The sequence below is a fragment of the Streptomyces sp. NPDC107559 genome (assembly GCF_055657365.1).
The window spans coordinates 75,796-98,667 of the sequence record NZ_JBVKBD010000021.1 but is presented as its reverse complement, the minus strand read 5'-3'; the positions used below and the strand labels follow the sequence as shown (position 1 = coordinate 98,667).

Here is a 22,872-nt window from a genome sequence, read left to right as displayed (position 1 = left end):
TGACGCGTACGGCCCCGGTGTGAGGTACTGCACCGGGGCCGTACGCGTTAGTCCCCGTTAACCTGCCCTCATGACTGTGCATCTTGAAGTCGCCGAAGGCGTGGGCACCATCCGTCTGGACCGCCCGCCGATGAACGCGCTGGACGTCGCCGTCCAGGACCGCATCAAGGAGCTGGCCGAGGAGGCCGCCCGCCGCGAGGACATCCGCGCGGTGGTGCTGTACGGCGGGGAGAAGGTGTTCGCGGCGGGCGCGGACATCAAGGAGATGCAGGCGATGGACCACACCGCGATGGTCCTGCGCTCGCGCGCCCTCCAGGACTCCTTCACGGCCGTGGCCCGCATCCCCAAGCCCGTGGTGGCGGCCGTCACCGGCTACGCCCTGGGCGGCGGCTGCGAGCTGGCGCTGTGCGCGGACTACCGCATCGCGGCGGACAACGCCAAGCTCGGCCAGCCGGAGATCCTGCTCGGCCTGATCCCGGGCGCGGGCGGCACCCAGCGCCTGGCCCGTCTGATCGGCCCCTCCCGGGCCAAGGACCTGATCTTCACGGGCCGCATGGTGAAGGCCGAGGAGGCGCTGGCGCTGGGCCTGGTGGACCGGGTCGTCCCGGCCGCCGAGGTCTACCCGCAGGCGCACGCCTGGGCGGCGAAGCTGGCCCAGGGCCCGGCACTCGCGCTGCGCGCGGCGAAGGAGTCGGTCGACGCCGGCCTGGAGACGGACATCGAGACCGGACTGGCCGTGGAACGCACCTGGTTCGCGGGCCTGTTCGCCACCGAGGACCGCGAGCGCGGCATGCGCAGCTTTGTGGAGGAAGGGCCCGGCAAGGCCAAGTTCCAGTGACGGCGCGCCGGACGCAGGGTGAGGTTCCGGTGAGAACGTTCCGGTGAAACCGGCTCGGTGAAACTCGCCCGAACCACTTGCAATTGACGCTGTGTCTGATCCGGGTCCCTCGATGGGGCGGTTTATGGAAACCTTAAACAAGCCTTAAGCCCGCCTTGTCGAGGTGGCCTGTCGATTGCCTCGGATCTTGCCTCCGGCGCAGGTCGGAGGGGCTGTCGCGGACGCCGAACTGCCGCTGGCATATGCCGACCGAATCGGGCGGAATATTGTGTTCCGGGGGGCGTATTCCTCCAGAACGACCCCGAAGGGCCCTACGGACGGCCATGATGGGGGGCATGGCGGGGCTGGAGGGCATCGAGCAGCCGCGGGGACAGGGTCGTCCGACGGCGGCGCGCTGGTCGCCTGCGGTCGAGGACGAACGAGCACTGAAGGCGCTGGAGCTGTTCGGCAATCCGACGGACGCGGAGGTCCCGCTGCCGTCCCGCCCCGAGTCCGCCGCGACGGCACGCCGGCTGGCGCAGGTGGTGGTCCTGCGCCAGTGGGGCCTGACTCCCAAGATGGCCGAGGACGCGGTCCTGCTGGTCTCCGAACTCGTCGGCAACGCCGTACGCCACACCGGCGCCCGGGTCTTCGGCTTACGGATGCGCCGCCGCCGCGGCTGGATCCGGGTCGAGGTCCGCGACCCCTCCCGGGGCCTGCCCTGTCTGATGCCGGTCCAGGAGACGGACATCAGCGGCCGGGGCCTGTTCCTCGTCGACAAGCTCTCCGACCGCTGGGGGGTCGACCTCCTGCCGCGCGGCAAGACGACCTGGTTCGAGATGCGAGTGGCCGAACGCTGAGGCCCTGACGGCCGCTTCGGTCCTGACCTCTGCTTCGGTCCTGACCTCTGCTTCGGTCCTGACCTCTGCTTCGGCCCTGACCTCCGCTTCGGCCAGGGCGACCGCCTCGGCCCGGGTGGCCGCCGCCCCGGCGGCCTGGGCGGCCCGTCGGTCCGGGTGGCCCGGCGTCCCGGGTGACCGCCGCCCCGACGGCCTGGGTGGCCCACCGGCCTGGGCGGTCAGGTGGCCGGGTGTCCCTCCCGTGGCCGGAGACCCGCGCCGGTGGCCGGTGGAGGCAATCGCTCTTTTTCTTACAATGCACCCTTTAAATGGTGCGGATGACCCATACCGACCGTCGCACGGCACTGCGGGCGGGCGCCGGGCTCGTGACCGGCGGAACACTGGCCGCCGGATGCGCCACGACCGGTGCCGCAGCCCACCCCGCCCCGGCGAGCACCACTCCCACGGGCGCCGCGTCCGCGCGCCCCGCCTCCGCGCGCGCCGCCACCCCCGTCCCGGCCGTCGCCCCGGCCCCGCGCCGCCTGCCCGGCCAGCCCTCCGAGCTCACCCACGGGCCGCGTACCCGGCCCCGCGTGGCCCTCACCTTCCACGGCCAGGGCGACCCGGCCATCGCCCGCTCCCTGCTCACCGCGGCCGAGAAACGCGGCGCCCGGCTGACCGTTCTCGCCGTCGGCACCTGGCTCGACGACCACCCCGACCTCGCCCGCCGCATCCTCGACGGCGGTCACGACCTCGGCAACCACACCCACCGCCACCTGGACATCAACGCGATGTCCGAGTCCGCGGCGCGGGCCGAGATCCAGGCCTGCGCCGACCGGCTCAAGCGCCTCACCGGTTCCATCGGCACCTGGTTCCGCCCCTCCCGCTCCCCGCGCGCCTCGCCGCTCGTCGAACGGCTGGCGGCCCGCGCCGGATACCCGCACGTCCTCTCCTACGACGTCGACTCCCTCGACTTCACCCAGCCCGGCGCGGCCGCCGTCACCCGCAAGGTGCTCGGCGAGATCCGCAACGGATCCGTGGTCAGCCTGCACTTCGGCTACCCGGGCACGGTCGCCGCGCTCCCCGCCGTACTCGACGAACTCGGCCGCCGCGGACTGCACGCGGTCACCACCACGGAGCTGTTCAGCTGATGCACGCGAAACCGCTCGGGCGCGCCCTCCTGACCGCCGCCGCCTTCGCCTCCGTCACCCTTCTCGCCGCCTGCGGCTCCGGCTCCGGCTCCGGGGACCAGGCGCACGAGAGCGCCGCCACCAAGGCCGCGGAGATCCGGCAGCCCCGGCCCGAGCAGCAGGCCGACGACCGGAACCTGCCCGGCATGCCCCCCGTCCTCGACCCGAACGACGTCTACGCCGCCGACCGCCCGAACCAGCTCTCCCCGGTGGTCAAGGACTTCCCCTCCCGCGTCTACGTCCCCAACACCCAGTCCGACACCGTCACCGTCATCGACCCGAAGACGTACCGGGTCATCGGGACGATCCCGGTCGGCCACCAGCCCCAGCACGTCGTGCCCTCCTGGGACCTGAAGACCCTGTGGGTCAACAACGACCTCGGCAACACCCTCACCCCCATCGACCCGCGGACCGGCACCGCGGGCACCCCCGTCGAGGTGCACGACCCGTACAACCTCTACTTCACGCCCGACGGCAAGTACGCCGTCGTCATGGCCTCCCAGGACCGCGAACTCGTCTTCCGCGACCCCCACACCATGAAGCGGATCAAGTCCCTGCCGGTCACCTGCTACGGCGTCAACCACGCCGACTTCTCCACCGACGGCCGGTACTTCATCGTCTCCTGCGAGTTCAGCGGCGAACTGCTCAAGGTCGACACCGCAAAGATGAAGGTGATCGGGCAGGAGAAGCTCCCGTACCGGGGCGCGATGCCGCAGGACGTCAAGATCTCCCCGGACGGCAAGACCTTCTACATCGCCGACATGAAGGCCGACGGCGTGTGGGTCCTGGACGGCGACCGGTTCACCCGGCCGACCCTGCTGCCCACCGGCAAGGGCTGCCACGGTCTGTACGTCAGCCGCGACTCCCGCGAGATGTACATCTCCAACCGCGGCGAGGGCACCGTCTCCGTCTTCGACTTCACGCGGAAGCGGCTGACCAGTAAGTGGCACCTGCCGCAGGGCGGCAGCCCCGACATGGGCGGCGTCTCCGCCGACGGCAAGGTGCTGTGGCTGTCGGGCCGGTACAACTCCGAGGTGTACGCCATCGACACCCGTACCGGACGGCAACTGGCCCGCATCAAGGTCGGCCACGGACCGCACGGCCTCGCGGTCTACCCCCAGCCCGGCCGCTACTCGCTCGGCCACACCGGGGTCTTCCGCTGACGCCGGGCCCGCCACCGGGCGCCCGGGGCCGTCAGCAGGACCCCAGCAGCGCCTCCGACCCCACCGGAACGTAACCGGCCGCCTGGAACGCCCGCAGACTGCGGGCGTTGCCCGGCGAGACCTGGGCCCACACCGGCTCGCCCCCGCCCAGCTGCCGCGCCGCAGTCACCAGACGCCGGCCCAGCCCGCGGTGCCGCAGCCCCTCGGCCACCTCGACCGCCACCTCCAGCCGCCCCGCGACCCCGCGCCCCAGCACCAGCACGCCCCCCTCGGCGGTCCACACCCGCACGCCGTCCCGGCGCCGGCGGGAGGTGACGACCCGGGGATGGTCCGGGTCCTCGATCTCGGTGAGGGGCAGCGCCGGCTCGCCCGGCAGCGGGGAGCCCACCAGGAGCAGGTCGATCGTGTCGTGGCGACGGCCCGTGCGCTCCAGCAGCGCCGCCAGGAACCGGGCGTTCATGGGCGCGGCGAGCGCGTCGCAGTCCATCGCGGCCAGCGTCTCGCGCACCCACCGCGGATCCTCGTCGGTGAAGACCACGGAGTGCGCGGTGAAGGCGATGACCCCGGCGTCCCGGGGGGAGTGCTGGGGCACCACCGTGGTGGCGCCGTCCGCCGCAGGGAACACACCCCGGGCCGCCGCCTCCAGAATGTCCCGCAGGTTCCGCGTCATCGCGTCCCCTCTCCCCGCTTGAGTCTCCACCCACTGGAAGGCCCAGACTCGCAGACATGATCGAAGACGGCACCGGCCTTTTCACCATCGGTGAGCTGGCCCGAGCGACCGGCCTGAGCGTGCGCACCATCCGCTACTGGTCCGACGAGGGCGCCCTGCCCCCGGTGGGCCGCTCCGCGGGCGGCTACCGCCTCTACGACGCCGCGTCCGTGGCCCGCCTGGAACTGGTCCGCACCCTGCGCGAACTGGGCCTCGGGCTGAGCGACGTCCACCGGGTGCTGACCGGCGAGACGACCGTCGCCCAGGTCGCGGCCGCGCATGTGAAGGCGCTGGACGCGCAGATCCGGTCGCTACGGGTGACCCGCGCGGTGCTGTCGACCGTGGCGCGACGCGGCTCGACCGCCGAGGAGATGACCCTGATGAACAAACTGGCGCGACTGTCGGCCGCCGAACGCAGGCGGATCGTCGAGGACTTCATGACGGAGATCTTCGAGGGGATCGACACGGCCGACCCCGACATCCGCCGCAGGCTGCGGTTCGGCGCGGCGGAGCTGCCCGAGGACCCCACGCCCGAGCAGGTGGACGCCTGGGTGGAGCTCGCCGAGCTGATCCAGGACCCGGACTTCCGTGCCCTGATGCGGCAGATGATCGAGTTCAACGCGGCGGACCGGGGGCCGGACGTGCCGCCGGGCACCTCCCTGTGGTTCATGAGCCGGCTCGTCCAGCTCGCCGGCGAGGCGCTGCGCCGGGGGGTCGCGCCCGAGGCGCCGGAGGCCGAGGACGTGCTGCGCGAGGTGCTCGGCGACGCCGACCGGGCCGCGGTCCTGGAGCGGCTGACCGCGGCCTCGAACGAGCGGGTCGCCCGCTACCGCGAGCTGTCGGCCGTCGTGAACGGCGTCGGATGCCCGTCGGCGCACCGGGACGAGTTCGCCTGGGTGGTCGCCGCTCTGCGCGTTCGCGCGGGCCGTTAATCTGACCTGCGTCAGGACGACAGCAAGGTACGACGAAAAGGGGCGGACCGATGGCCGACATCGAGGAAGCACGCAAGGAGTTCCAGCGGATCGACACGGACGGTGACGGTTTCATCACCGCCGCCGAGTTCAAGGTCGCCCTCGCCCAGGGTGGCGACTGGAACGTCACGGAGTCGGTCGCGGAGGCCATCATCAAGACCCGTGACCTCGACGGCGACAAGGTTCTGTCGTTCGACGAGTTCTGGACCTACCTCAGCAAGTGACGCGAGGAGAAGGGGCGCCCGGCCGGCTCGCCGGCGGGCGCCCCTTCGTCGTGTCCGGCCGACCGTGCCCCGTGCGCCCGGTCGCGCGGCCCGCGGTCCCGCAGGCGCCGGACCCCGCTCAGTCGCCCGCGGCCCACTCGCGCAGCTCGTCGCGGTCGGCGAAGTCCGCCACGTCCCGGTCGTGCGGGTCGTCCGTGTACTGGTGGAAGAGCCACTTCGCCTTGATCCGCGGCTTGCCCGCGGTCACGTAGTCCGCGATCCACAGGCCGTCACCGGCGTACGAGGTGGTGTCGATGTTCAGCCAGAAGTTCCGGTTGCAGTACAGGACGACCCGGTGGTCCGGTCGCAGGTCTTTCACCCGGCGGATGAACCGGTCCTTCTCCGCGTTGCTCGCGTGGGTGCCGTCGCCGGTCGTCTCCCAGTCGACGGCGAGGATGTCACCCGCCCGCTCCGGGGCGTTGGCGACGAAGTAGGCCGCCTGGGCGTTGATGTCGCCGGGCCACAGGAAGTGGTAGAAGCCCACGACCAGTCCGGCGTCGCGGCCGCGCTTGGTCTGGGCGGTGAGCCTGGGGTTGACGTAGGAACGGCCCTCCGACGCCTTGACGAAGACGAAGGAGAGGCCGTCCGTGTCGTACGAGGAGGGCTGGTACGCACTCACGTCGATGCCGCGCAGCATGTGAGGGACTCCCTTGACTGCCGGTGGGGGGACAGGAGTTGGAGTTGATTTATGCCCCGTTTCGGCACGTTCGATCCCTCACCGGAGGCCGGGGTTCAGCCCCGGGCGGCCACCGATCCGAGCACCGTCGCGGACTTCGTCGACCAGTCCGAGGTGATGACGCTCGCGTGGTTTGCGGCGAGCAGCGACAGCCGGGCCGCCACCTCCGCGTCCGTGGGCGCGGTCGACGAGATGGCCGGTGACACCCCGGCCGCGTCCGTCATGATCAGGACGTAGTGGTTCGCCGAGTAGAACGAGGTGTCGTAGCCGTTGTTCACATAGGTTGCCGCGTCACCGTCGAAGAACACGAACCAGGGCCGGATGGAGGCGTCGTAGCGGCCGGTGCGCGGGTCGCCGTTCTCCGCGCCGAGCACCGCGGGGAAGGCCTGTGCCGCGGAGAGGGTGCCGGCCGCGGCGAGGTCGCGCAGGTGGTCGCCGTACTCCTGGTCCGTCCAGTAGTGGTCGAAGGGGTTCGCCTGCTCCACGGTGCCGGGGATCAGCTCGAGGAGCACCTTGCCCTTGAGGGCGTCCCGGGAGGGCCACGCGTCGGCCTTCGCGGCCGCGTCCGCCGTCGGGTACGTCCCGCCCAGCAGGTCCGACGGCTTGTAGACCATGCTGCCCAGCTTCTGCGCGACCAGGGTGTCGAATTCGTCGGGGCCGAGACCGATGGTGTTGTTGAATCCGTTCTTCATCTCCACCTTGAAGATGATCGGGCGGTGGTCCGGGTGGAGTTGGTGCCAGGCCGCTATGTTGTCGAGGCAGCTGCCGAGATCCTGATTGCGGCTCTGCCCGTACAGCTGGCCGGGGCTGGTCGCCTTCTCGCAGTTGTTGTCGTTGCCGAACGGATTGCTGTGGCTGACCCGCCATCTCTTGAACAGCGGGTCGGTGTAGACGTCGAGTTCGAGGAGCGAGGCCCCCGAATCCAACGCCTGCGCGAAGTACGTGTACTTGTCCTTCTCGTAGGCGTTGTGCGTGCCGATCGCCGTCGTCCCCGAGAGGGTCGCCGAGGCCGCCTCGGCATGGGCCGGGACCGCCGTCAGCATCGCCGCCGCACCCAGCAGCGCGGCCACTCGTCTCACCGTGCGCATGTGTCAAGTCCCCTTGCTCGTCGTGGAGTTGACGGCAGCCTAGGGGGACGGGATTACTGCGCGGTAGCCTCCGGCGGAACTCCGCTCGCCCGCGTGCGGGACGGCGCGCGGAACGGCGGAACACGGCCGGATGCAACCGTCGGCGCAATTCGCTGGTCTGTTGCAGCGTCGAATTCCGTCGGCCGGACGCAGGGAAACAAAGTGAAGACGTCATTCCGCGAGGTCCGGGGTACCGGGCCCGCGATCGAGAAGACCTCCAGGACGCCGCACCCGGTGCGGCTCGACATCCAGGGACTGCGCGCCGTGGCGGTGTCCCTGGTCGTCCTGTCCCATGCAGGCGTAAGGGGGTTCAGTGGCGGCTATGTCGGCGTCGATGTCTTTTTCGTCATCTCGGGTTTCCTCATCACCTCCTTGTTGTTGAGCGAATTGTCGACCACGGGTGTTATATCGATCCGGAAGTTCTATGCCCGCCGGGCCCTGCGGCTGCTCCCCGCCTCGACCCTCGTCGTCCTCGCCACCCTGGCCGGCTCCTGGCTGTTCCTGTCGAAGATCCGCTTCGAGGAGTACGCCGGCGACGCGGTCGCCAGCGCGCTGTACGCGGTCAACATCCGGCTGGCCGTCGGCGGCACCGACTACCTCGCCGAGGGAAGTCCCCCCTCGCCGTTCCAGCACTTCTGGTCGCTGGCCGTCGAGGAGCAGTTCTATCTGCTCTGGCCGCTGCTGCTGCTGGCCGGCTGGCGACTGGCCCGCCGCCGCCGCCGGGGGCCGGCGCTGCCGCTCGTCGTGGGCTGCCTCGTCTCCTTCTGGCTGAGCGTCGAGGTGACGGCGTCCTCGGCGCCCTGGGCGTACTTCGGTTCGCACACCCGCTTCTGGGAGCTCGGCGCCGGCGCCCTGCTCGCCCTGGCCGCCGAGCGGCTCACGCGACTGCCCGCCGCGGCCGCCGCACCCCTGACCTGGGCCGGGCTGGCCTGTGTCGTCCTGGCGGCGGTCCGCTTCGACACCACCACCCCCTTCCCCGGCTACCACGCGCTGCTGCCGGTCCTGGGGGCCTGGCTCGTCCTGGCCGGCGGCTGCGCACCCGCACGCGGCGACGCCCGGCTGCTGCTGGCCACCCGGCCCCTGGTCCGGCTCGGCGGGCTGTCGTACGGCTGGTACCTGTGGCACTGGCCGGTGCTGATCATCGCGCCCGAGGCGCTGGGCCGCCCGCTGGGCGGCGCGTGGGCGCTCGGGCTCTGTCTGCTCGCGCTGCCCCTGGCCTGGGCGACCCTGCGCCTGGTGGAGAACCCCGTACGGTTCCATCCGGCGCTGCGGGGCCGGCCGGGCCGCGCGCTGGCGCTCGGCGGCGGGCTGTCGGCGGGCGCCGCGGTGCTCGCCCTGACGGCGTCCCTGTTCCCGCCGCCGGTCGACTCCGGCCGGGACGCGGTCGACTCCCGGTCCGAGATCGCGGCCGCGGCGGATCCGGCGCTGCGGCTGCGGCAGCTGCTCGGGACGTCCGGCACGAGCCTGCCCGGCAACCTCCGGCCCGCCCTGGCCGACGTCAAGGGCACGAGGTCCGCGCTCTACCGGGACGGCTGCCACGTGGGCTACGACAGCACCCGGATCCCATCGTGCGTGTACGGGGACCGCGCCTCGGACCGGGTCGTCGTGCTCTTCGGCGACTCCCACGCGGCCCAGTGGTTCCCGGCGCTGGACCGGCTCGCACGGGCCCACCACTGGAAGCTGGTGACGCTGACGAAGTCGTCGTGCAAGGCAGCCGCGGTGACCACCGTCCGCGGCGGCCGGCCGTACAGCTCCTGCGACGTCTGGCGCGACCGGGCGATCGCCAGGATCAGGGCCCTGCGGCCCGCGCTGGTGCTCGTCTCGTCCTCGGACGCGGGCACCCCCGTCCGTCCGGCGGCCGACCCGGTCCGGCAGTGGAGCGACGGCTTCCGTACGACCTTCGACGCGCTCGCGGCGTCCGGGGCCCGGGTCGCCGTACTGCTCGACACGCCCTGGCCGAGGAAAGACGCGGTCGACTGCGCGGCCCGCTACCCGCTGCGCCTGGACCGGTGCGCGAACCGGCTCCCCGAGGCGATCCGCGACCCGTCCCGGCGGCAGGCGGTCACGGACGCGGCCCGCTCGGCCCACGCCACGCTGATCGACCCGGTGCCCTGGCTGTGCACCCCGACCGGCACCTGCCCGGTCCTGGTGGGCAACACGCTCGTCTACCGCGACGACAGCCACCTGGCGGAGGCCTACGCCGAAGCCCTCGCCCCCGTCCTCGACGCCCGGCTGGCCACGGCCCTTCGGACAGACCCCGGCAAAGGCCCTTCAAGCACGCCCTAGCACTCGATGATGTTCACCGCGAGCCCGCCGCGGGCCGTCTCCTTGTACTTGACGCTCATGTCGGCGCCGGTCTCCTTCATCGTCTTGATGACCTTGTCCAGGGACACCAGGTGGGAGCCGTCGCCGCGCATGGCCATCCGGGCGGCCGTGACCGCCTTCACCGCGGCCATGCCGTTGCGCTCGATGCACGGGATCTGGACCAGGCCGCCGACGGGGTCGCAGGTCAGACCGAGGTTGTGCTCCATGCCGATCTCGGCCGCGTTCTCCACCTGCTCGGGGGAGCCGCCGAACACCTCCGCCAGCGCGCCCGCCGCCATGGAACAGGCCGAGCCGACCTCGCCCTGGCAGCCGACCTCGGCGCCGGAGATGGAGGCGTTCTCCTTGAACAGCATGCCGATGGCACCGGCGGCGAGCAGGAAGCGGACCACGCCGTCCTCGTCCGCGCCCGGGACGAAGTTGATGTAGTAGTGCAGCACCGCGGGGATGATGCCGGCCGCGCCGTTCGTCGGGGCGGTGACCACCCGGCCGCCGGCCGCGTTCTCCTCGTTCACCGCCATCGCGTACAGCGTGATCCACTCCATGGAGTGGGCCAACGGGTCGCCCGCCGCCCGCAGCTGACGTGCCGTCTTCGCCGCCCGGCGGCGTACCCGCAGACCGCCCGGCAGGATGCCCTCGCGCGACATGCCGCGCGACACGCACGCCTGCATCGTCCGCCAGATCTCCAGCAGCCCGGCCCGGATCTCCTCCTCCGTACGCCAGGCGCGCTCGTTCTCCAGCATCAGGGAGGAGATCGACAGGCCGGTCTCCCTCGTCAGCCGCAGCAGCTCGTCACCGGTACGGAAGGGGTACTTCAGGACGGTGTCGTCGAGCTTGATGCGGTCCGCGCCCACCGCCTCCTCGTCGACGACGAAGCCGCCGCCGACCGAGTAGTACGTCTTCGTCAGCAGCTCCGCGCCCGAGGCGTCGTACGCCCACAGCGTCATGCCGTTCGCGTGGTACTCGAGGGTCTCGCGGCGGTGCAGGACCAGATCGTCGTCGAAGGAGAACGGGATCTCGTGCTCACCGAGCAGCCGGAGCCGTCCCGCCTCCTTGATCTCCTCCACCCGGGCGTCGGCCCGCTCCACGTCCACCGTGCGCGGCGAGTCGCCCTCCAGGCCGAGCAGCACCGCCTTCGGGGTGCCGTGGCCGTGGCCGGTCGCGCCGAGCGAGCCGTACAGCTCGGCGCGTACGGACGCGACGGAGGTCAGCAGGCCGTCGCCACGCAGTCTGCGGGCGAACATGCCTGCCGCGCGCATCGGGCCGACCGTGTGGGAGCTGGACGGGCCGATGCCGATCGAGAACAGGTCGAAGACCGAGACGGCCACGGTGACTCCTCAGAACGGGGGTGGAACAAGGGGTGGGGCACCGCGCTCACCTCTTCAGTGTGCGCGCGGTGCCCCGTATTGCGGTACTACTGCCCCAGGGCGGGGTACAGCGGGTGCTTGGCGGCCAGGGCATCGACCCGGGCCTTCAGCGACGCGACGTCGTACGACGGCTTGAGCGTCTCGGCGATCACGTCCGCGACCTCGGTGAAGTCCTCGGCCGTGAAGCCGCGGGTGGCGAGCGCGGGCGTGCCGATGCGCAGGCCCGACGTCACCATCGGCGGCCGCGGGTCGTTCGGGACCGCGTTCCGGTTGACCGTGATGCCGACCTCGTGCAGCCGGTCCTCGGCCTGCTGGCCGTCCAGCTCGGACTCGCGCAGGTCGACCAGGATCAGGTGGACGTCCGTACCGCCCGACAGGACGTTCACGCCGGCCGCACGGGCGTCCGGCGCGGTGAGGCGCTCGGCGAGGATCTGCGCGCCCTCGATCGTACGCTGCTGGCGCTCCTTGAAGTCCTCGCTCGCGGCGACCTTGAAGGAGACCGCCTTGGCCGCGATCACGTGCTCCAGCGGACCGCCCTGGAAGCCCGGGAAGACCGAGGAGTTCAGCTTCTTCGCGAACTCCTTCCTCGCCAGGATGATGCCGCCGCGGGGGCCGCCGAGGGTCTTGTGCGTGGTGGAGGTGACCACGTCCGCGAACGGGACCGGGTTCGGGTGCAGCCCCGCCGCGACCAGGCCCGCGAAGTGCGCCATGTCGACCCACAGGTAGGCCTCGACCTCGTCCGCGATCCGGCGGAACTCGGCGAAGTCGAGCTGCCGCGGGTACGCCGACCAGCCCGCGATGATCACCTTGGGGCGGTGCTCCTTGGCGAGCCGCTCGACCTCGGCCATGTCGACCAGGCCGGCCTCGTCCACGTGGTACGCGACCACGTCGAACTGCTTGCCGGAGAAGTTCAGCCGCATCCCGTGGGTCAGGTGACCGCCGTGGGCCAGGTCCAGGCCGAGGATGGTGTCGCCGGGCTGGGCCAGCGCGAACAGCGCGGCCTGGTTGGCGGAGGCGCCCGAGTGGGGCTGCACGTTGGCGTACTCGGCGCCGAACAGCTCCTTGACCCGGTCGATGGCGATCTGCTCGGCGACGTCGACGTGCTCGCAGCCGCCGTAGTAGCGGCGGCCCGGGTAGCCCTCGGCGTACTTGTTGGTCAGGACCGAGCCCTGCGCCTCCATCACCGCGACCGGCGCGAAGTTCTCGGAGGCGATCATCTCCAGGGTGGACTGCTGGCGGCGCAGCTCGGCGTCGACCGCGGCGGCGATGTCCGGGTCGAGCTCGTGCAGGGGCGTGTTCAGAAGCGACATGTGTCCGTGACTCCTCAGCCGGCGGAAAAGGCGGTGTACTCGTCGGCGGAGAGCAGGTCGGCCGGCTCACCCGTGACGCGCACCTTGAACAGCCAGCCGCCCTCGAAGGGCGCCGAGTTCACCAGCGACGGGTCGTTCACCACGTCCTCGTTGACCTCGGTGATCTCGCCGGCGACCGGGGAGTACAGGTCGCTGACCGACTTGGTCGACTCCAGCTCGCCGCAGGTCTCGCCCGCGGCCACCGTGTCACCGACCTCCGGGAGCTGTACGAAGACGACATCGCCGAGCGCGTTGGCCGCGTGCTCCGTGATGCCGACCGTCGAGACGCCGTCCTCGGCGCCCGACAGCCACTCGTGCTCCTTGCTGTAGCGCAGCTGCTGGGGGTTGCTCATGGCCTGAATTCTCCTGTACGCGGGGAAGTGCTGCTGAATGGGGGACAACGGGAACCGCCGCTGAGCAGCGGAAAGTGCGCGGTGTCACATGTGGACCGCGCCCAGTGTCTACTTCTGGCGCTTGTAGAAGGGCAGAGCCACGACCTCGTACGGCTCGTGAGTGCCCCGGATGTCCACGCCGACTCCCGGCGCGCCCGGCACCGCGTGCGCCGCGTCGACGTACGCCATGGCGATCGGCTTGCCCAGCGTGGGGGACGGCGCGCCCGAGGTGACCTCGCCGATCACCTCGCCGCCGGCGACGACCGCGAAGCCGGCGCGCGGGATGCGGCGGCCCTCGGCGACCAGGCCGACCAGGACCCGCGGCGGGGTGTCCTGGGCGCGGGCGGCCGCCTCGGTCAGCGCCTCGCGGCCCACGAAGTCACCCTCCTTCTCGAACTTCACGACCCGGCCGAGACCGGCGTCGAAGGGCGTCAGGGAGGTGGTCAGCTCGTGCCCGTACAGCGGCATGCCCGCCTCCAGGCGCAGCGTGTCCCGGCAGGACAGACCGCACGGGACCAGCCCGACAGGCGCGCCCGCCTCGGTCAGCGCCTGCCACAGCCGCTCCGCGTCGGCCGGGGCCACGAACAGCTCGAAGCCGTCCTCGCCGGTGTAGCCGGTGCGCGCGATCAGCGCGGGGACGCCCGCGACGGTGCCGGGCAGGCCCGCGTAGTACTTCAGGCCGTCGAGGTCGGCGTCGGTGAGCGACTTGAGGATGCCGGGGGACTCCGGGCCCTGCACGGCGATCAGCGCGTAGGCGTCGCGGTCGTCGCGGACCTCGGCGTCGAAGCCGGCCGCCCGCTCCACCAGCGCGTCGAGCACGACCTGCGCGTTGGAGGCGTTGGCGACGACCATGTACTCGGTCTCGGCCAGCCGGTAGACGATCAGGTCGTCCAGGATGCCGCCGTCGGCCTGGCAGATCATGGTGTAGCGGGCGCGGCCGACGCCGACGGAGGCGATGTTGCCGACCAGGGCGTGGTTCAGCAGCTGCGCGGCCTGCGGGCCGGTCACCGTGATCTCACCCATGTGCGAGAGGTCGAACAGACCGGCCTTCGTGCGCACCGCGGTGTGCTCGTCGCGCTCGGAGCCGTAGCGCAGGGGCATGTCCCAGCCGGCGAAGTCGGTCATGGTCGCGCCGAGCGAACGGTGCAGGGCGTCGAGCGCGGTGTGACGGGGTGGCGTGCTGCTCATCGGACGGTCGTCTCCCAATGCGATGGGTCCCCCGCGCGGGAGCGAATCCGAGCACGGGGAAGGGCGAGGTCGTTCCTCCCCATCTGTCATCGGAACCTGAGAGGTTCGTCGTGACCACTCGGGGACACGACTTGCACCTTGGGTGGGACCGCTGTCACAGCGGTCCGCTTTTCAGATGTGCCTCGCCCACGCGGTAACGGTGCCTGAGAGATTCAAGGGAGGGACTTGCTCCTTCGGCGCCCCGGGCAGCACGGCTGCCCGGGAACTCTCCCGCGCGGATTCAAACGGCCGGTATGCAGTTGGCGCGCACATCATTGCACGCCTCGTCGCGCCGGGGGCAGGCCCTCCTCGCCTCGCCGGGGCACGGGCCCGCCGTGCCCGCGCCCCGGGGGTGCGCCCGGCGCGCCCGGCCGGGGGGCGGGCCGCCGCTGTCACCGGCTTGTGGCGGAACGCGCACGAAATCCCGAAGCGCCACGCATTACCTTCTCTTTACGCTCAGTGGGGAAAGGACTTACCTGACCCCAGGGGAGGACGATCACGGTGAACAGGATCACGGCGTATGTGGCCGGCTCGGCCGCCGCACTGCCCGAGCAGAGCGCCGCCCCGGCGGTCGAGACGCGCGCCCCGCGGCCCGCACCGGTCGTCCGCGATCTGCGCGAGCGCTCCGGGCACAGCCCGCACGGCCTGGTCTTCGGCCCCCACGACCTGGTCGTGGTCACCGGCCTGCCCGGCAGCGGCAAGTCCACGCTGATGCGGCGGGCGGTACGGGGGGTCGGCGTCGACTCCCAGGACACCCGCGACCGCTGGGACGACCGGACGCCGCGCTTCCTGCCGTACGCCGTCTACCGCCCGCTCGTCCGCCTCGCCCACTACGCCGGGCTGCGCAGGGCGCTGCGCGCGGGCGGGGGAGTCGTCGTGCACGACTGCGGCACCCAGGCCTGGGTGCGCGACTGGCTGGCCCGCGCGGCCGGCCGCCGGGGCGGCGCCCTGCACCTGCTGCTGCTCGACGTCACCCCGTCCGCGGCGCTGGCCGGGCAGCGCGACCGGGGCCGCGGTGTGTCGCGCTACGCCTTCCTGCGCCACCGCCGCGCGGCCGCCCGACTGCTGCGCGCCGTGGAGCGGGGCGAACTGCCCCGGGGCTGTGCCTCGGCCGTCCTGCTGGACCGGGACGCGGCGGACGTCCTGCGCCGGATCGACTTCGCCCCCTGACCGGTGCCGCCGCCGATCCGTCCCGGGGACGATCCCGTGCGGGGGCCCGTACCGGTTAGCCTTTCAGCCACAGCAGTGGTTCCCAGCAGGCGGTAGAGCGATGGACTTCCCGGCGGACCTTCCCGCGGACCTTCCCGCGGGCTTTCCCGCACAGGCGCACCCCCATCCGCACGGCGGATGGCCCGGCAACGAACTGGAGGAGGTGCTCTCCGCCTCGGTCGGCGTCCCGACGGCCGGCGGGCGGATCGTCGAGGTCCTCGGCCGCAGCTTCGTCTGGGTGCCGCTGCCCAACGGCGGCGGCCCGCACAGCGGCCCCCTCGACCTGCCCACACTGGAGATCGAGGGCCAGGTGTACGTGCCGGTCTTCAGCTCCGAGGAGCAGTTCCGTCAGGTCGTCGGGCCGCACATGTCGTACACCGTCGCGCCCGCCGTGGAGTTCGCCCGCGGGCTGCCGCCGCAGGCCGGCCTCATGGTGAACCCCGACGGCGTGGTGGGCATCCCGCTGCCGCCGCCGGCCGTGGCGGAGCTGTGCCGCAGCGGGCGGACCCCGCTGGACGGGTTCGCGAGCGGCGGCCGGGTGCGGCTGTTCGAGCCGGACTGGCAGGACGACCCGGTGGACTTCCTCGCCGCGGCATCGGCCGAGTTCGCGGAGACCGGGGTCGTGCTGACGGCCCGCCGCGCCCTGGCCGAGGTCGAGACCGGCGACCCCGTGCTGTTCGTCGGGGTCGAGCTGTCCCGGTGGGAGGGCGACCTGCGGGTCCTGCCGATGGACGCGCTCGGCCGGGCACTGGCCCGGGCCGCCGTCCGGTGGCCGGTCAACCTCGTCCTGCTCGACGTGGTCGAGGACCCGGTGACGGAGTGGATGCGGGAGCGGGTGCGCCCGTTCTACCAGCGCGGCCACTGACGGCGGACGCGGACACCGGCCACCGGACAGCGGCTGTCGCCCACCGGACACCGACGACCGGCCACCGGCCCCGATGTCCCCCGGCCGTCCCGGCCGCTCCGCAACAACCTCCGAACTCCTGGGCGGCTGTTGCCGACTCCGCCGCCTAAGGTGGTTTCATATCCAAGGCCACGTTTCTCGAAGGGGCGGTAAAGGGTGAGCGCGAGCGGCACTGCCGCGACCGGGCAGGTCGAGCACATGCTGCGCCAGGTGACGCCCGGGCGTTACGACGCCTACGAGGCGCTGCTGCGTGCGCTCGCGACCCCGTCCTCCGGCCAGGTCTGGATGCTGCTGTGGCACGGCCAGGCCGGCTCGCCCGACGCCCAGTACGGGAACATGGAGGTCGACGGCTACGGCTACGCGCCGTGCGTCACCTCCGCCCAGGAGCTCTCGGCCAGTGGCTGGAACCGTTCGTACGAGGTCGTGGACGGCCTCGACGTGGCCCGCACCCTCTACCCCGACCACTTCGGCCTCTGGCTGAACCCGCACGCCCCCGGCGGCGGGCTCGGCATCCCCTGGCTCGACCTGCGGCGGATCGCCACGGGTCTGGAGCGCCAGCCGGCCGGTCCGCTGCGGCTGTCGGAGCCGGGCATCGAGATCCCGCAGTTCTACGCCCTGCTCGCGCAGAACGCCCATCGCACCCCCGCGGTGCGCGCGCTGCGCCGCGCCTGGGTGCAGCCGACGCTCGGGGCTCCGTACCTGGTCATCGGTCTCGACGTGTACGACACCTCGCCGGCCGCCGTCGACTCGGTGCGGGCGATGATGCAGCAGTCCATCGGTGCGGTGCCGGACGGGCTGCCGGTGTCCACGGTGGCGATGTCCGACGAGCACGATCCGGTCGTGATGTGGATGCGGGCGGGCGCGCGCCCCTTCTACGACCGTGAGGCCCACGTGCAGGCACCGGCGGGCGGGTACGGATACCCGCCCGCACCCGGCCGCTACTGACGGGCCGTCATCTCAAGGCCGCGGTGGCGCGCAGTGGAAGGGTCTCGTCTGCGCGCGTAGATCAGGGCGTAAAAGCGTGAAGTGTCCCAATTTTCTGAACTCGTCCGCGTCCGACCCCCGTTACCCACTGTCCGGATAACGGAACCCTCTTGGTGGCATCACGTTTACGCATCCATTGGCCGCCAAGTCTGGCGACCGATCGCCCGGGCATTGAAGACTCCCAGACCAGGGGAGTTTCGCCCCTGTGTACGACGGACTGATCACGCCGCTACCGCGGCAAGTGTGGGCCGGCTACCGCCGGTTGAGAGGGGTCCCTGCCAGATGACGGCACCATTGCACGAGCCGACCGCGGATGCGGCCCCGAGCGCGGCCGAAGAAGCGGCGGTCGCCACCGCCGACGCCAAGGCCGTACAGGGTCGTTCCCTGGGCCGGATCGCCTGGGAGCGCCTCAAGCGGGACAAGCTCGCTCTGACGGGCGGCATCGTGGTGCTCGTGCTCATCGCGATAGCCCTGCTCGCTCCGGTGATCACGAGCCTGGTCGGGCAGGACCCCGACGCGTACCACGAGAACCTGATCGACCCGCTGTTCGGCACGCCCACCGGCTCTCTCGGCGGCCTGAGCGGCGACCACCTGCTGGGCGTCGAGCCGGTCAACGGCCGCGACATCTTCGCCCGCATCCTCTACGGTGCCCAGATCTCGCTCCTGGTGGGCTTCCTGTCGGCCGTCGTGGCCGTCGTCCTCGGCACCGTCCTCGGCATCCTCGCCGGTTTCTTCGGCGGCTGGGTCGACTCGCTCATCAGCCGGGTCATGGACGGTCTGCTGGCCTTCCCGCAGCTGCTCTTCATCATCGCCCTGGTCTCGGTCATGCCGAACGACATGCTGGGCCTGCACGGCACCGGCGTGCGCGTCTTCGTGATGATCCTGGTCATCGGCTTCTTCGGCTGGCCCTACATCGGCCGCGTGGTGCGCGGCCAGACCCTCTCGCTGCGTGAGCGCGAGTACGTCGAGGCCGCCCGCTCGCTGGGCGCCGGCCAGTTCTACATCCTGTTCAAGGAACTGCTGCCCAACCTGGTCGCGCCGATCATCGTGTACACGACGATGATGATCCCCACGAACATCCTCACCGAGGCCGCGCTCAGCTTCCTGGGCGTGGGCGTGAAGCCGCCCACGGCCTCCTGGGGCCAGATGCTCTCGAACGCGATCGACTACTACGACTCGGACCCCATGTACATGGTCGTGCCCGGCGTAGCGATCTTCATCACCGTTCTGGCCTTCAACCTCTTCGGTGACGGCGTGCGTGACGCGCTGGACCCGAAGGCGTCCCGCTGAACCGCCGTACCCCAAGCGTCCCGTGGCCTCACACGGGGTCTCTCATCAAATCCGGAGGATCCGAGATCGTGACTACCCAACGCACCTCAGGGCGGCGTAAGCAGGCTTTGGCCGCTGTCGCCGCGGCGGCTGCGCTGCTGACCACGGCGGCGTGCGGCGGCGGTGGCGGCACCGACGACAACGGCGGTTCCAAGAACGGCGCCGCCGGCTTCGACGCCGCGAACAACAAGATCGCTCAGGCTTCGCTCGCCAAGAAGGGCGGCACGCTGAAGTTCGGTGGAGCCCAGGACGCCGACTCGTGGGACACCACGCGTGGCTACTACGGCTTCATGTGGAACTTCGCGCGCTACTACAGCCGCCAGCTCGTCACGGGCAAGACGGAGCCCGGCAAGGCCGGCGCCGAGGTCACCCCGGACCTCGCCACGGGTCTCGCCAAGGTCACGGACGCCGGCAAGACCTACACCTACACGCTGCGTGACGGCGTGAAGTGGGAGGACGGCAAGCCGATCACGTCCAAGGACGTCAAGTACGGCATCGAGCGCGTGTGGGCGCAGGACGTGCTGTCCGGCGGCCCCGTGTACCTGAAGGACGTCCTGGACCCGAAGGGTGCCTACAAGGGCCCCTACAAGGACACCTCCGCGGACAAGCTCGGCCTGAAGGCGATCGACACGCCGGACGACAAGACCATCGTCTTCCACCTGCCGACGGCGAACTCGGACTTCGAGGAGATGCTGGCCCTGGTGTCGGCCTCCCCGGTCCGCCAGGACATGGACACCAAGTCCAAGTACGGCCTGCACCCGTTCTCCTCGGGCCCGTACAAGTTCGAGTCCTACGCCCCGGGCAAGGACCTGACCCTGGTCCGCAACACCTCCTGGGACCAGGCCTCGGACCCGATCCGCAAGGCCTACCCGGACAAGATCTCGGTCAAGTTCTTCTCGAACGCCAACGACCTGGACCAGCGTCTGATCAGCGGTGACCTGGACCTGGACCTGAACCAGACCGGCATGTCGCCGCAGGGCCGCACCACCGCCCTGAAGCAGCACAAGGACAACCTGGACAACCCGGTCTCCGGCTACGTCCGTTACGCGGTCTTCCCGCAGAGCGTGAAGCCGTTCGACAACGTCGAGTGCCGCAAGGCCGTCATCTACGGCGCCGACCACGTCTCGCTGCAGACCGCGCGCGGCGGCCCGGTCGCCGGTGGCGACATCGGCACCAACATGCTCCCGCCGTCCGTCGCGGGCGCCGAGGGTCAGAGCTACGACCCGTACGAGCTCAACGGTGCGAACAAGAGCGGCAACGAGGCCAAGGCCAAGGAGGCCCTGAAGGCCTGCGGCAAGCCGAACGGCTTCTCCACCACCATCGCGGTGCGTAACAACAAGCCGGTCGAGGTGGCCACCGCCCAGTCGCTCCAGGCGTCGCTGAAGAAGATCGGCATCACCGCCGAGATCGACCAGTACGACGGCTCGCAGACCACCGGTATCATCGGCAGCCCCGCCAACGTGGCCAAGAAGGGCTACGGCATCATCATCATGGGCTGGGGTCCCGACTTCCCGTCCGTCCAGGGCTTCGGTCTGCCGCTGTGGGACAGCAAGTACATCCTCGACAGCGGTAACTCGAACTACGCGCTGATCAAGGACAAGGCCATCGACGGCCTGTTCGACCAGTACGTCACGACGCTGGACGACGCCGGCAAGACCAAGATCTCGACCGAGATCAACCACAAGGTCATGGAGGGCGCGTACTACCTGCCCTTCGTGTTCGAGAAGTTCATCAACTGGCGCGGTAGCAACCTGGCGAACGTGTACACCACCGACGGTTACAGCGGTATGTACGACTTCGTCAACCTCGGCCTGAAGTCCACGAAGTAAACCCGGCACACCCGCCGAACGGCACGAAAGGCAGGTGAAGGCCGGCGCGGCGTGATCGCGGGCCACCGGACGACCTCCGGTGGCCCGCGGTCCGCAGCGGGCCGAGAGCTGTGCTCGCTTACCTCATCAGGCGGCTCTTCGCCGCCGCAGTGATGCTCGTGGTCATCATCATGGTGGTCTTCGGCATCTTCTTCCTTGTCCCCAAGTGGGCAGGCGTCGACGTCGCCACGAGCTTCGTGGGCAAGCAGGCGGACCCCGCGGCCGTCGAAGCCGTGCGGGTGAAGCTGGGCCTGGACGACCCGATCTACCTTCAGGTCTGGGAGTTCTTCAAGGGCATCTTCACCGGTCGCACCTACGCGGCCGGCGGCGATGTCACCCACTGCGCCGCCCCGTGCTTCGGCTACTCCTTCCGCAGCGAGCAGGCCGTCTGGCCGGTGCTCACCGACCGCTTCCCGGTGACCCTGGGTCTCGCGCTCGGTGCCGCCGTCCTGTGGCTGGTGCTCGGTGTCTCGGCGGGTGTCCTCTCCGCGCTCAAGCGGGGCACCCTGTGGGACCGCGGCGCGATGGTCGTCGCCCTCGCGGGTGTCTCCCTCCCCATCTACTTCACGGGCATGCTCGCCCTGGCCGTCTTCGTCTTCGGACTGAAGTGGTTCGACGGCGAGTACGTACCGCTCGACCAGAGCTTCACCGGCTGGTTCGGCGGCATGATCCTGCCCTGGATCACCCTCGCCTTCCTCTACGCGGCGATGTACGCCCGGATCACCCGCGCCACCATGCTGGAGATCCTCGGCGAGGACTACATCCGCACCGCCCGCGCCAAGGGCCTGCGTGAGGGCACCGTCATCGGCAAGCACGCCATGCGCTCGACGATGACCCCCATCCTGACCATGCTCGGCATGGACCTCGGCGCCCTCATCGGCGGCGCGATCCTGACCGAGACCACGTTCAGCCTGCCCGGCCTCGGCCAGGCGGTGCTCAACGGCATCAAGAACCAGGACCTGCCCATCATCCTGGGCGTCACCCTGGTCACCTCGCTGGCTGTGCTGATCGCCAACCTGCTGGTGGACGTCCTGTATGCCGTGATCGACCCTCGAGTGAGGCTTTCATGACCGAACTCAGCAAGAGCGGCGCGGCCGTGGGCGAGCCCACGTCCGCCTCGCCCGCTCCGAGTTCCTTCCTCGAAGTGCGCGACCTGAAGGTGCACTTCCCGACCGACGACGGACTGGTCAAGTCCGTCGACGGGCTCAGCTTCAAGCTGGAGAAGGGCAAGACGCTCGGCATCGTGGGCGAGTCGGGCTCCGGCAAGTCGGTCACCTCGCTCGGCATCATGGGTCTGCACACCGCGGGCCAGTACGGCAAGCGCAAGGCGCAGATCTCCGGCGAGATCTGGCTGGACGGCACGGAGCTGCTGTCCGCCGACCCCGACCACGTGCGCAAGCTGCGTGGCCGGCAGATGGCGATGATCTTCCAGGACCCGCTGTCCGCGCTGCACCCGTACTACACGATCGGTCAGCAGATCGTGGAGGCGTACCGCACCCACCACAAGGTGGACAAGAAGACCGCCAAGCGCCGGGCCGTCGAGATGCTCGACCGGGTGGGCATCCCCCAGCCGGACAAGCGTGTCGACAGCTACCCGCACGAGTTCTCCGGCGGTATGCGTCAGCGCGCGATGATCGCGATGTCGCTGGTCAACAACCCCGAGCTGCTGATCGCGGACGAGCCGACGACCGCCCTGGACGTGACCGTCCAGGCGCAGATCCTCGACCTCATCCGTGACCTCCAGAAGGAGTTCGGCTCCGCGGTCATCGTCATCACCCACGACCTGGGCGTCGTCGCCGAGCTGGCCGACGACCTCCTGGTGATGTACGGCGGCCGCTGCATCGAGCGCGGTCCGGCCGAGAAGGTGTTCTACGAGCCCCGCCACCCCTACACCTGGGGTCTGCTCGGCTCGATGCCGCGTCTCGACCGTGACCAGCAGGAGCGCCTCATCCCGGTCAAGGGCTCCCCGCCCTCCCTGATCAACATCCCGTCCGGCTGCGCCTTCAACCCGCGCTGCCCGTACGCGGACGTCCCCAAGGACAACGTCACCCGCACGGTCCGCCCCGAGCTGACCGAGGTCGGCGGCCAGCACTGGGCCGCCTGCCACATGTCGCAGGAGCAGCGGGAGCGTATCTGGACCGAAGAGATTGCGCCGAAGCTGTGAGC

General features: G+C 70.8%; 21 protein-coding genes and 2 riboswitches. Of the genes, 14 read left to right on the top strand and 7 right to left on the bottom strand.

Features of this window, described 5'->3' with window-relative positions; all coding sequences use genetic code 11:
* Positions 1 to 70 precede the first annotated feature (70 nt).
* The 4 genes from ACZ7OY_RS38310 to ACZ7OY_RS38295 all read left to right on the top strand — a co-directional run bounded on the left by ACZ7OY_RS38310 (position 71) and on the right by ACZ7OY_RS38295 (position 4,009).
* Complete coding sequence (locus ACZ7OY_RS38310; protein WP_385526326.1) at positions 71 to 838, top strand: enoyl-CoA hydratase/isomerase family protein; 768 nt, start codon at positions 71 to 73, stop codon at positions 836 to 838.
* Between the two features lie 335 nt (positions 839 to 1,173).
* Complete coding sequence (locus ACZ7OY_RS38305; RefSeq protein ID WP_472250192.1) at positions 1,174 to 1,677, top strand: ATP-binding protein; 504 nt, start codon at positions 1,174 to 1,176, stop codon at positions 1,675 to 1,677.
* 308 nt (positions 1,678 to 1,985) lie between these two features.
* A complete protein-coding gene (locus ACZ7OY_RS38300; protein ID WP_472250191.1) occupies positions 1,986 to 2,807 on the top strand; it encodes a polysaccharide deacetylase family protein in 822 nt (273 codons plus the stop codon).
* The gene (locus ACZ7OY_RS38295) at positions 2,807 to 4,009 is read left to right on the top strand and encodes a YVTN family beta-propeller repeat protein (RefSeq protein WP_472250190.1); all 1,203 of its coding nucleotides are present in this window, start codon (positions 2,807 to 2,809) and stop codon (positions 4,007 to 4,009) included. Before ACZ7OY_RS38300 ends, ACZ7OY_RS38295 begins: the two co-directional genes overlap by 1 nt.
* Positions 4,010 to 4,040: 31 nt before the next feature.
* On the opposite strand, the gene ACZ7OY_RS38290 is transcribed toward ACZ7OY_RS38295, so the two are convergent.
* Positions 4,041 to 4,679, bottom strand: coding sequence for a GNAT family N-acetyltransferase (locus ACZ7OY_RS38290; RefSeq protein WP_472250189.1), 639 nt, complete (start codon positions 4,677 to 4,679; stop codon positions 4,041 to 4,043).
* Between the two features lie 56 nt (positions 4,680 to 4,735).
* On the opposite strand from ACZ7OY_RS38290, the gene ACZ7OY_RS38285 reads away from it, so the two are divergent.
* Positions 4,736 to 5,650: a helix-turn-helix domain-containing protein gene (locus tag ACZ7OY_RS38285; RefSeq protein WP_472250188.1), complete on the top strand. Its 915-nt coding sequence runs from the start codon at positions 4,736 to 4,738 to the stop codon at positions 5,648 to 5,650.
* 50 nt (positions 5,651 to 5,700) lie between these two features.
* Entirely contained in the window at positions 5,701 to 5,913 is a 213-nt protein-coding gene (locus ACZ7OY_RS38280; RefSeq protein WP_472250187.1) for an EF-hand domain-containing protein, read from the top strand.
* Positions 5,914 to 6,031: 118 nt separating this feature from the next.
* Here the strand turns inward: ACZ7OY_RS38280 and ACZ7OY_RS38275 are convergent, their stop codons facing one another.
* Both ACZ7OY_RS38275 and ACZ7OY_RS38270 read right to left on the bottom strand, forming a co-directional pair.
* Positions 6,032 to 6,589: a glycoside hydrolase family 25 protein gene (locus tag ACZ7OY_RS38275; protein ID WP_472250186.1), complete on the bottom strand. Its 558-nt coding sequence runs from the start codon at positions 6,587 to 6,589 to the stop codon at positions 6,032 to 6,034.
* Positions 6,590 to 6,684: 95 nt separating this feature from the next.
* Positions 6,685 to 7,716, bottom strand: a complete 1,032-nt coding sequence (locus ACZ7OY_RS38270; RefSeq protein WP_472250185.1) for a phosphatidylinositol-specific phospholipase C domain-containing protein — start codon at positions 7,714 to 7,716, stop codon at positions 6,685 to 6,687.
* Between the two features lie 201 nt (positions 7,717 to 7,917).
* On the opposite strand from ACZ7OY_RS38270, the gene ACZ7OY_RS38265 reads away from it, so the two are divergent.
* Positions 7,918 to 10,041 (top strand): acyltransferase family protein, encoded by a 2,124-nt coding sequence (locus tag ACZ7OY_RS38265; protein WP_472250184.1) that lies wholly within the window; start codon positions 7,918 to 7,920, stop codon positions 10,039 to 10,041.
* Here ACZ7OY_RS38265 and ACZ7OY_RS38260 read toward each other — a convergent pair.
* The 4 genes from ACZ7OY_RS38260 to gcvT form a co-directional block, all read right to left on the bottom strand.
* A complete protein-coding gene (locus ACZ7OY_RS38260) occupies positions 10,038 to 11,405 on the bottom strand; it encodes an L-serine ammonia-lyase (RefSeq protein WP_472250183.1) in 1,368 nt (455 codons plus the stop codon). The two genes, ACZ7OY_RS38265 and ACZ7OY_RS38260, sit on opposite strands and share 4 nt — an antisense overlap.
* Positions 11,406 to 11,491: 86 nt before the next feature.
* Entirely contained in the window at positions 11,492 to 12,754 is a 1,263-nt protein-coding gene (gene glyA / locus ACZ7OY_RS38255) for a serine hydroxymethyltransferase (protein ID WP_472250182.1), read from the bottom strand.
* A gap of 14 nt (positions 12,755 to 12,768) precedes the next feature.
* Positions 12,769 to 13,146, bottom strand: a complete 378-nt coding sequence (gene gcvH, locus ACZ7OY_RS38250; RefSeq protein WP_472250181.1) for a glycine cleavage system protein GcvH — start codon at positions 13,144 to 13,146, stop codon at positions 12,769 to 12,771.
* Between the two features lie 108 nt (positions 13,147 to 13,254).
* A complete protein-coding gene (gene gcvT / locus ACZ7OY_RS38245; protein WP_472250180.1) occupies positions 13,255 to 14,373 on the bottom strand; it encodes a glycine cleavage system aminomethyltransferase GcvT in 1,119 nt (372 codons plus the stop codon).
* 73 nt (positions 14,374 to 14,446) lie between these two features.
* Positions 14,447 to 14,554, bottom strand: a riboswitch (glycine riboswitch).
* Positions 14,555 to 14,656: riboswitch (glycine riboswitch) on the bottom strand.
* A gap of 251 nt (positions 14,657 to 14,907) precedes the next feature.
* Between gcvT and ACZ7OY_RS38240 the strand changes: the two genes are divergently transcribed.
* The 7 genes from ACZ7OY_RS38240 to ACZ7OY_RS38210 all read left to right on the top strand — a co-directional run bounded on the left by ACZ7OY_RS38240 (position 14,908) and on the right by ACZ7OY_RS38210 (position 22,870).
* A complete protein-coding gene (locus ACZ7OY_RS38240) occupies positions 14,908 to 15,582 on the top strand; it encodes an AAA family ATPase (protein ID WP_472250214.1) in 675 nt (224 codons plus the stop codon).
* 100 nt (positions 15,583 to 15,682) lie between these two features.
* Positions 15,683 to 16,486: an enhanced serine sensitivity protein SseB gene (locus ACZ7OY_RS38235; RefSeq protein ID WP_472250179.1), complete on the top strand. Its 804-nt coding sequence runs from the start codon at positions 15,683 to 15,685 to the stop codon at positions 16,484 to 16,486.
* A 195-nt stretch (positions 16,487 to 16,681) separates the two neighbouring features.
* Positions 16,682 to 17,470 carry an enhanced serine sensitivity protein SseB C-terminal domain-containing protein gene (locus tag ACZ7OY_RS38230; RefSeq protein ID WP_351600764.1) on the top strand — a complete coding sequence of 263 codons (789 nt, stop codon included), beginning with the start codon at positions 16,682 to 16,684 and terminating at the stop codon, positions 17,468 to 17,470.
* Between the two features lie 321 nt (positions 17,471 to 17,791).
* Entirely contained in the window at positions 17,792 to 18,799 is a 1,008-nt protein-coding gene (locus ACZ7OY_RS38225) for an ABC transporter permease (RefSeq protein WP_384721722.1), read from the top strand.
* 68 nt (positions 18,800 to 18,867) lie between these two features.
* Positions 18,868 to 20,667 (top strand): ABC transporter substrate-binding protein, encoded by a 1,800-nt coding sequence (locus ACZ7OY_RS38220; protein ID WP_472250178.1) that lies wholly within the window; start codon positions 18,868 to 18,870, stop codon positions 20,665 to 20,667.
* A 110-nt stretch (positions 20,668 to 20,777) separates the two neighbouring features.
* On the top strand, positions 20,778 to 21,776 hold the full coding sequence (locus tag ACZ7OY_RS38215) for an ABC transporter permease subunit (protein WP_162469498.1): 999 nt from the start codon (positions 20,778 to 20,780) through the stop codon (positions 21,774 to 21,776).
* A complete protein-coding gene (locus ACZ7OY_RS38210; RefSeq protein WP_472250177.1) occupies positions 21,773 to 22,870 on the top strand; it encodes an ABC transporter ATP-binding protein in 1,098 nt (365 codons plus the stop codon). The genes ACZ7OY_RS38215 and ACZ7OY_RS38210 overlap by 4 nt, the downstream gene beginning before the upstream one ends.
* The last annotated feature ends 2 nt before the right edge of the window (positions 22,871 to 22,872 follow it).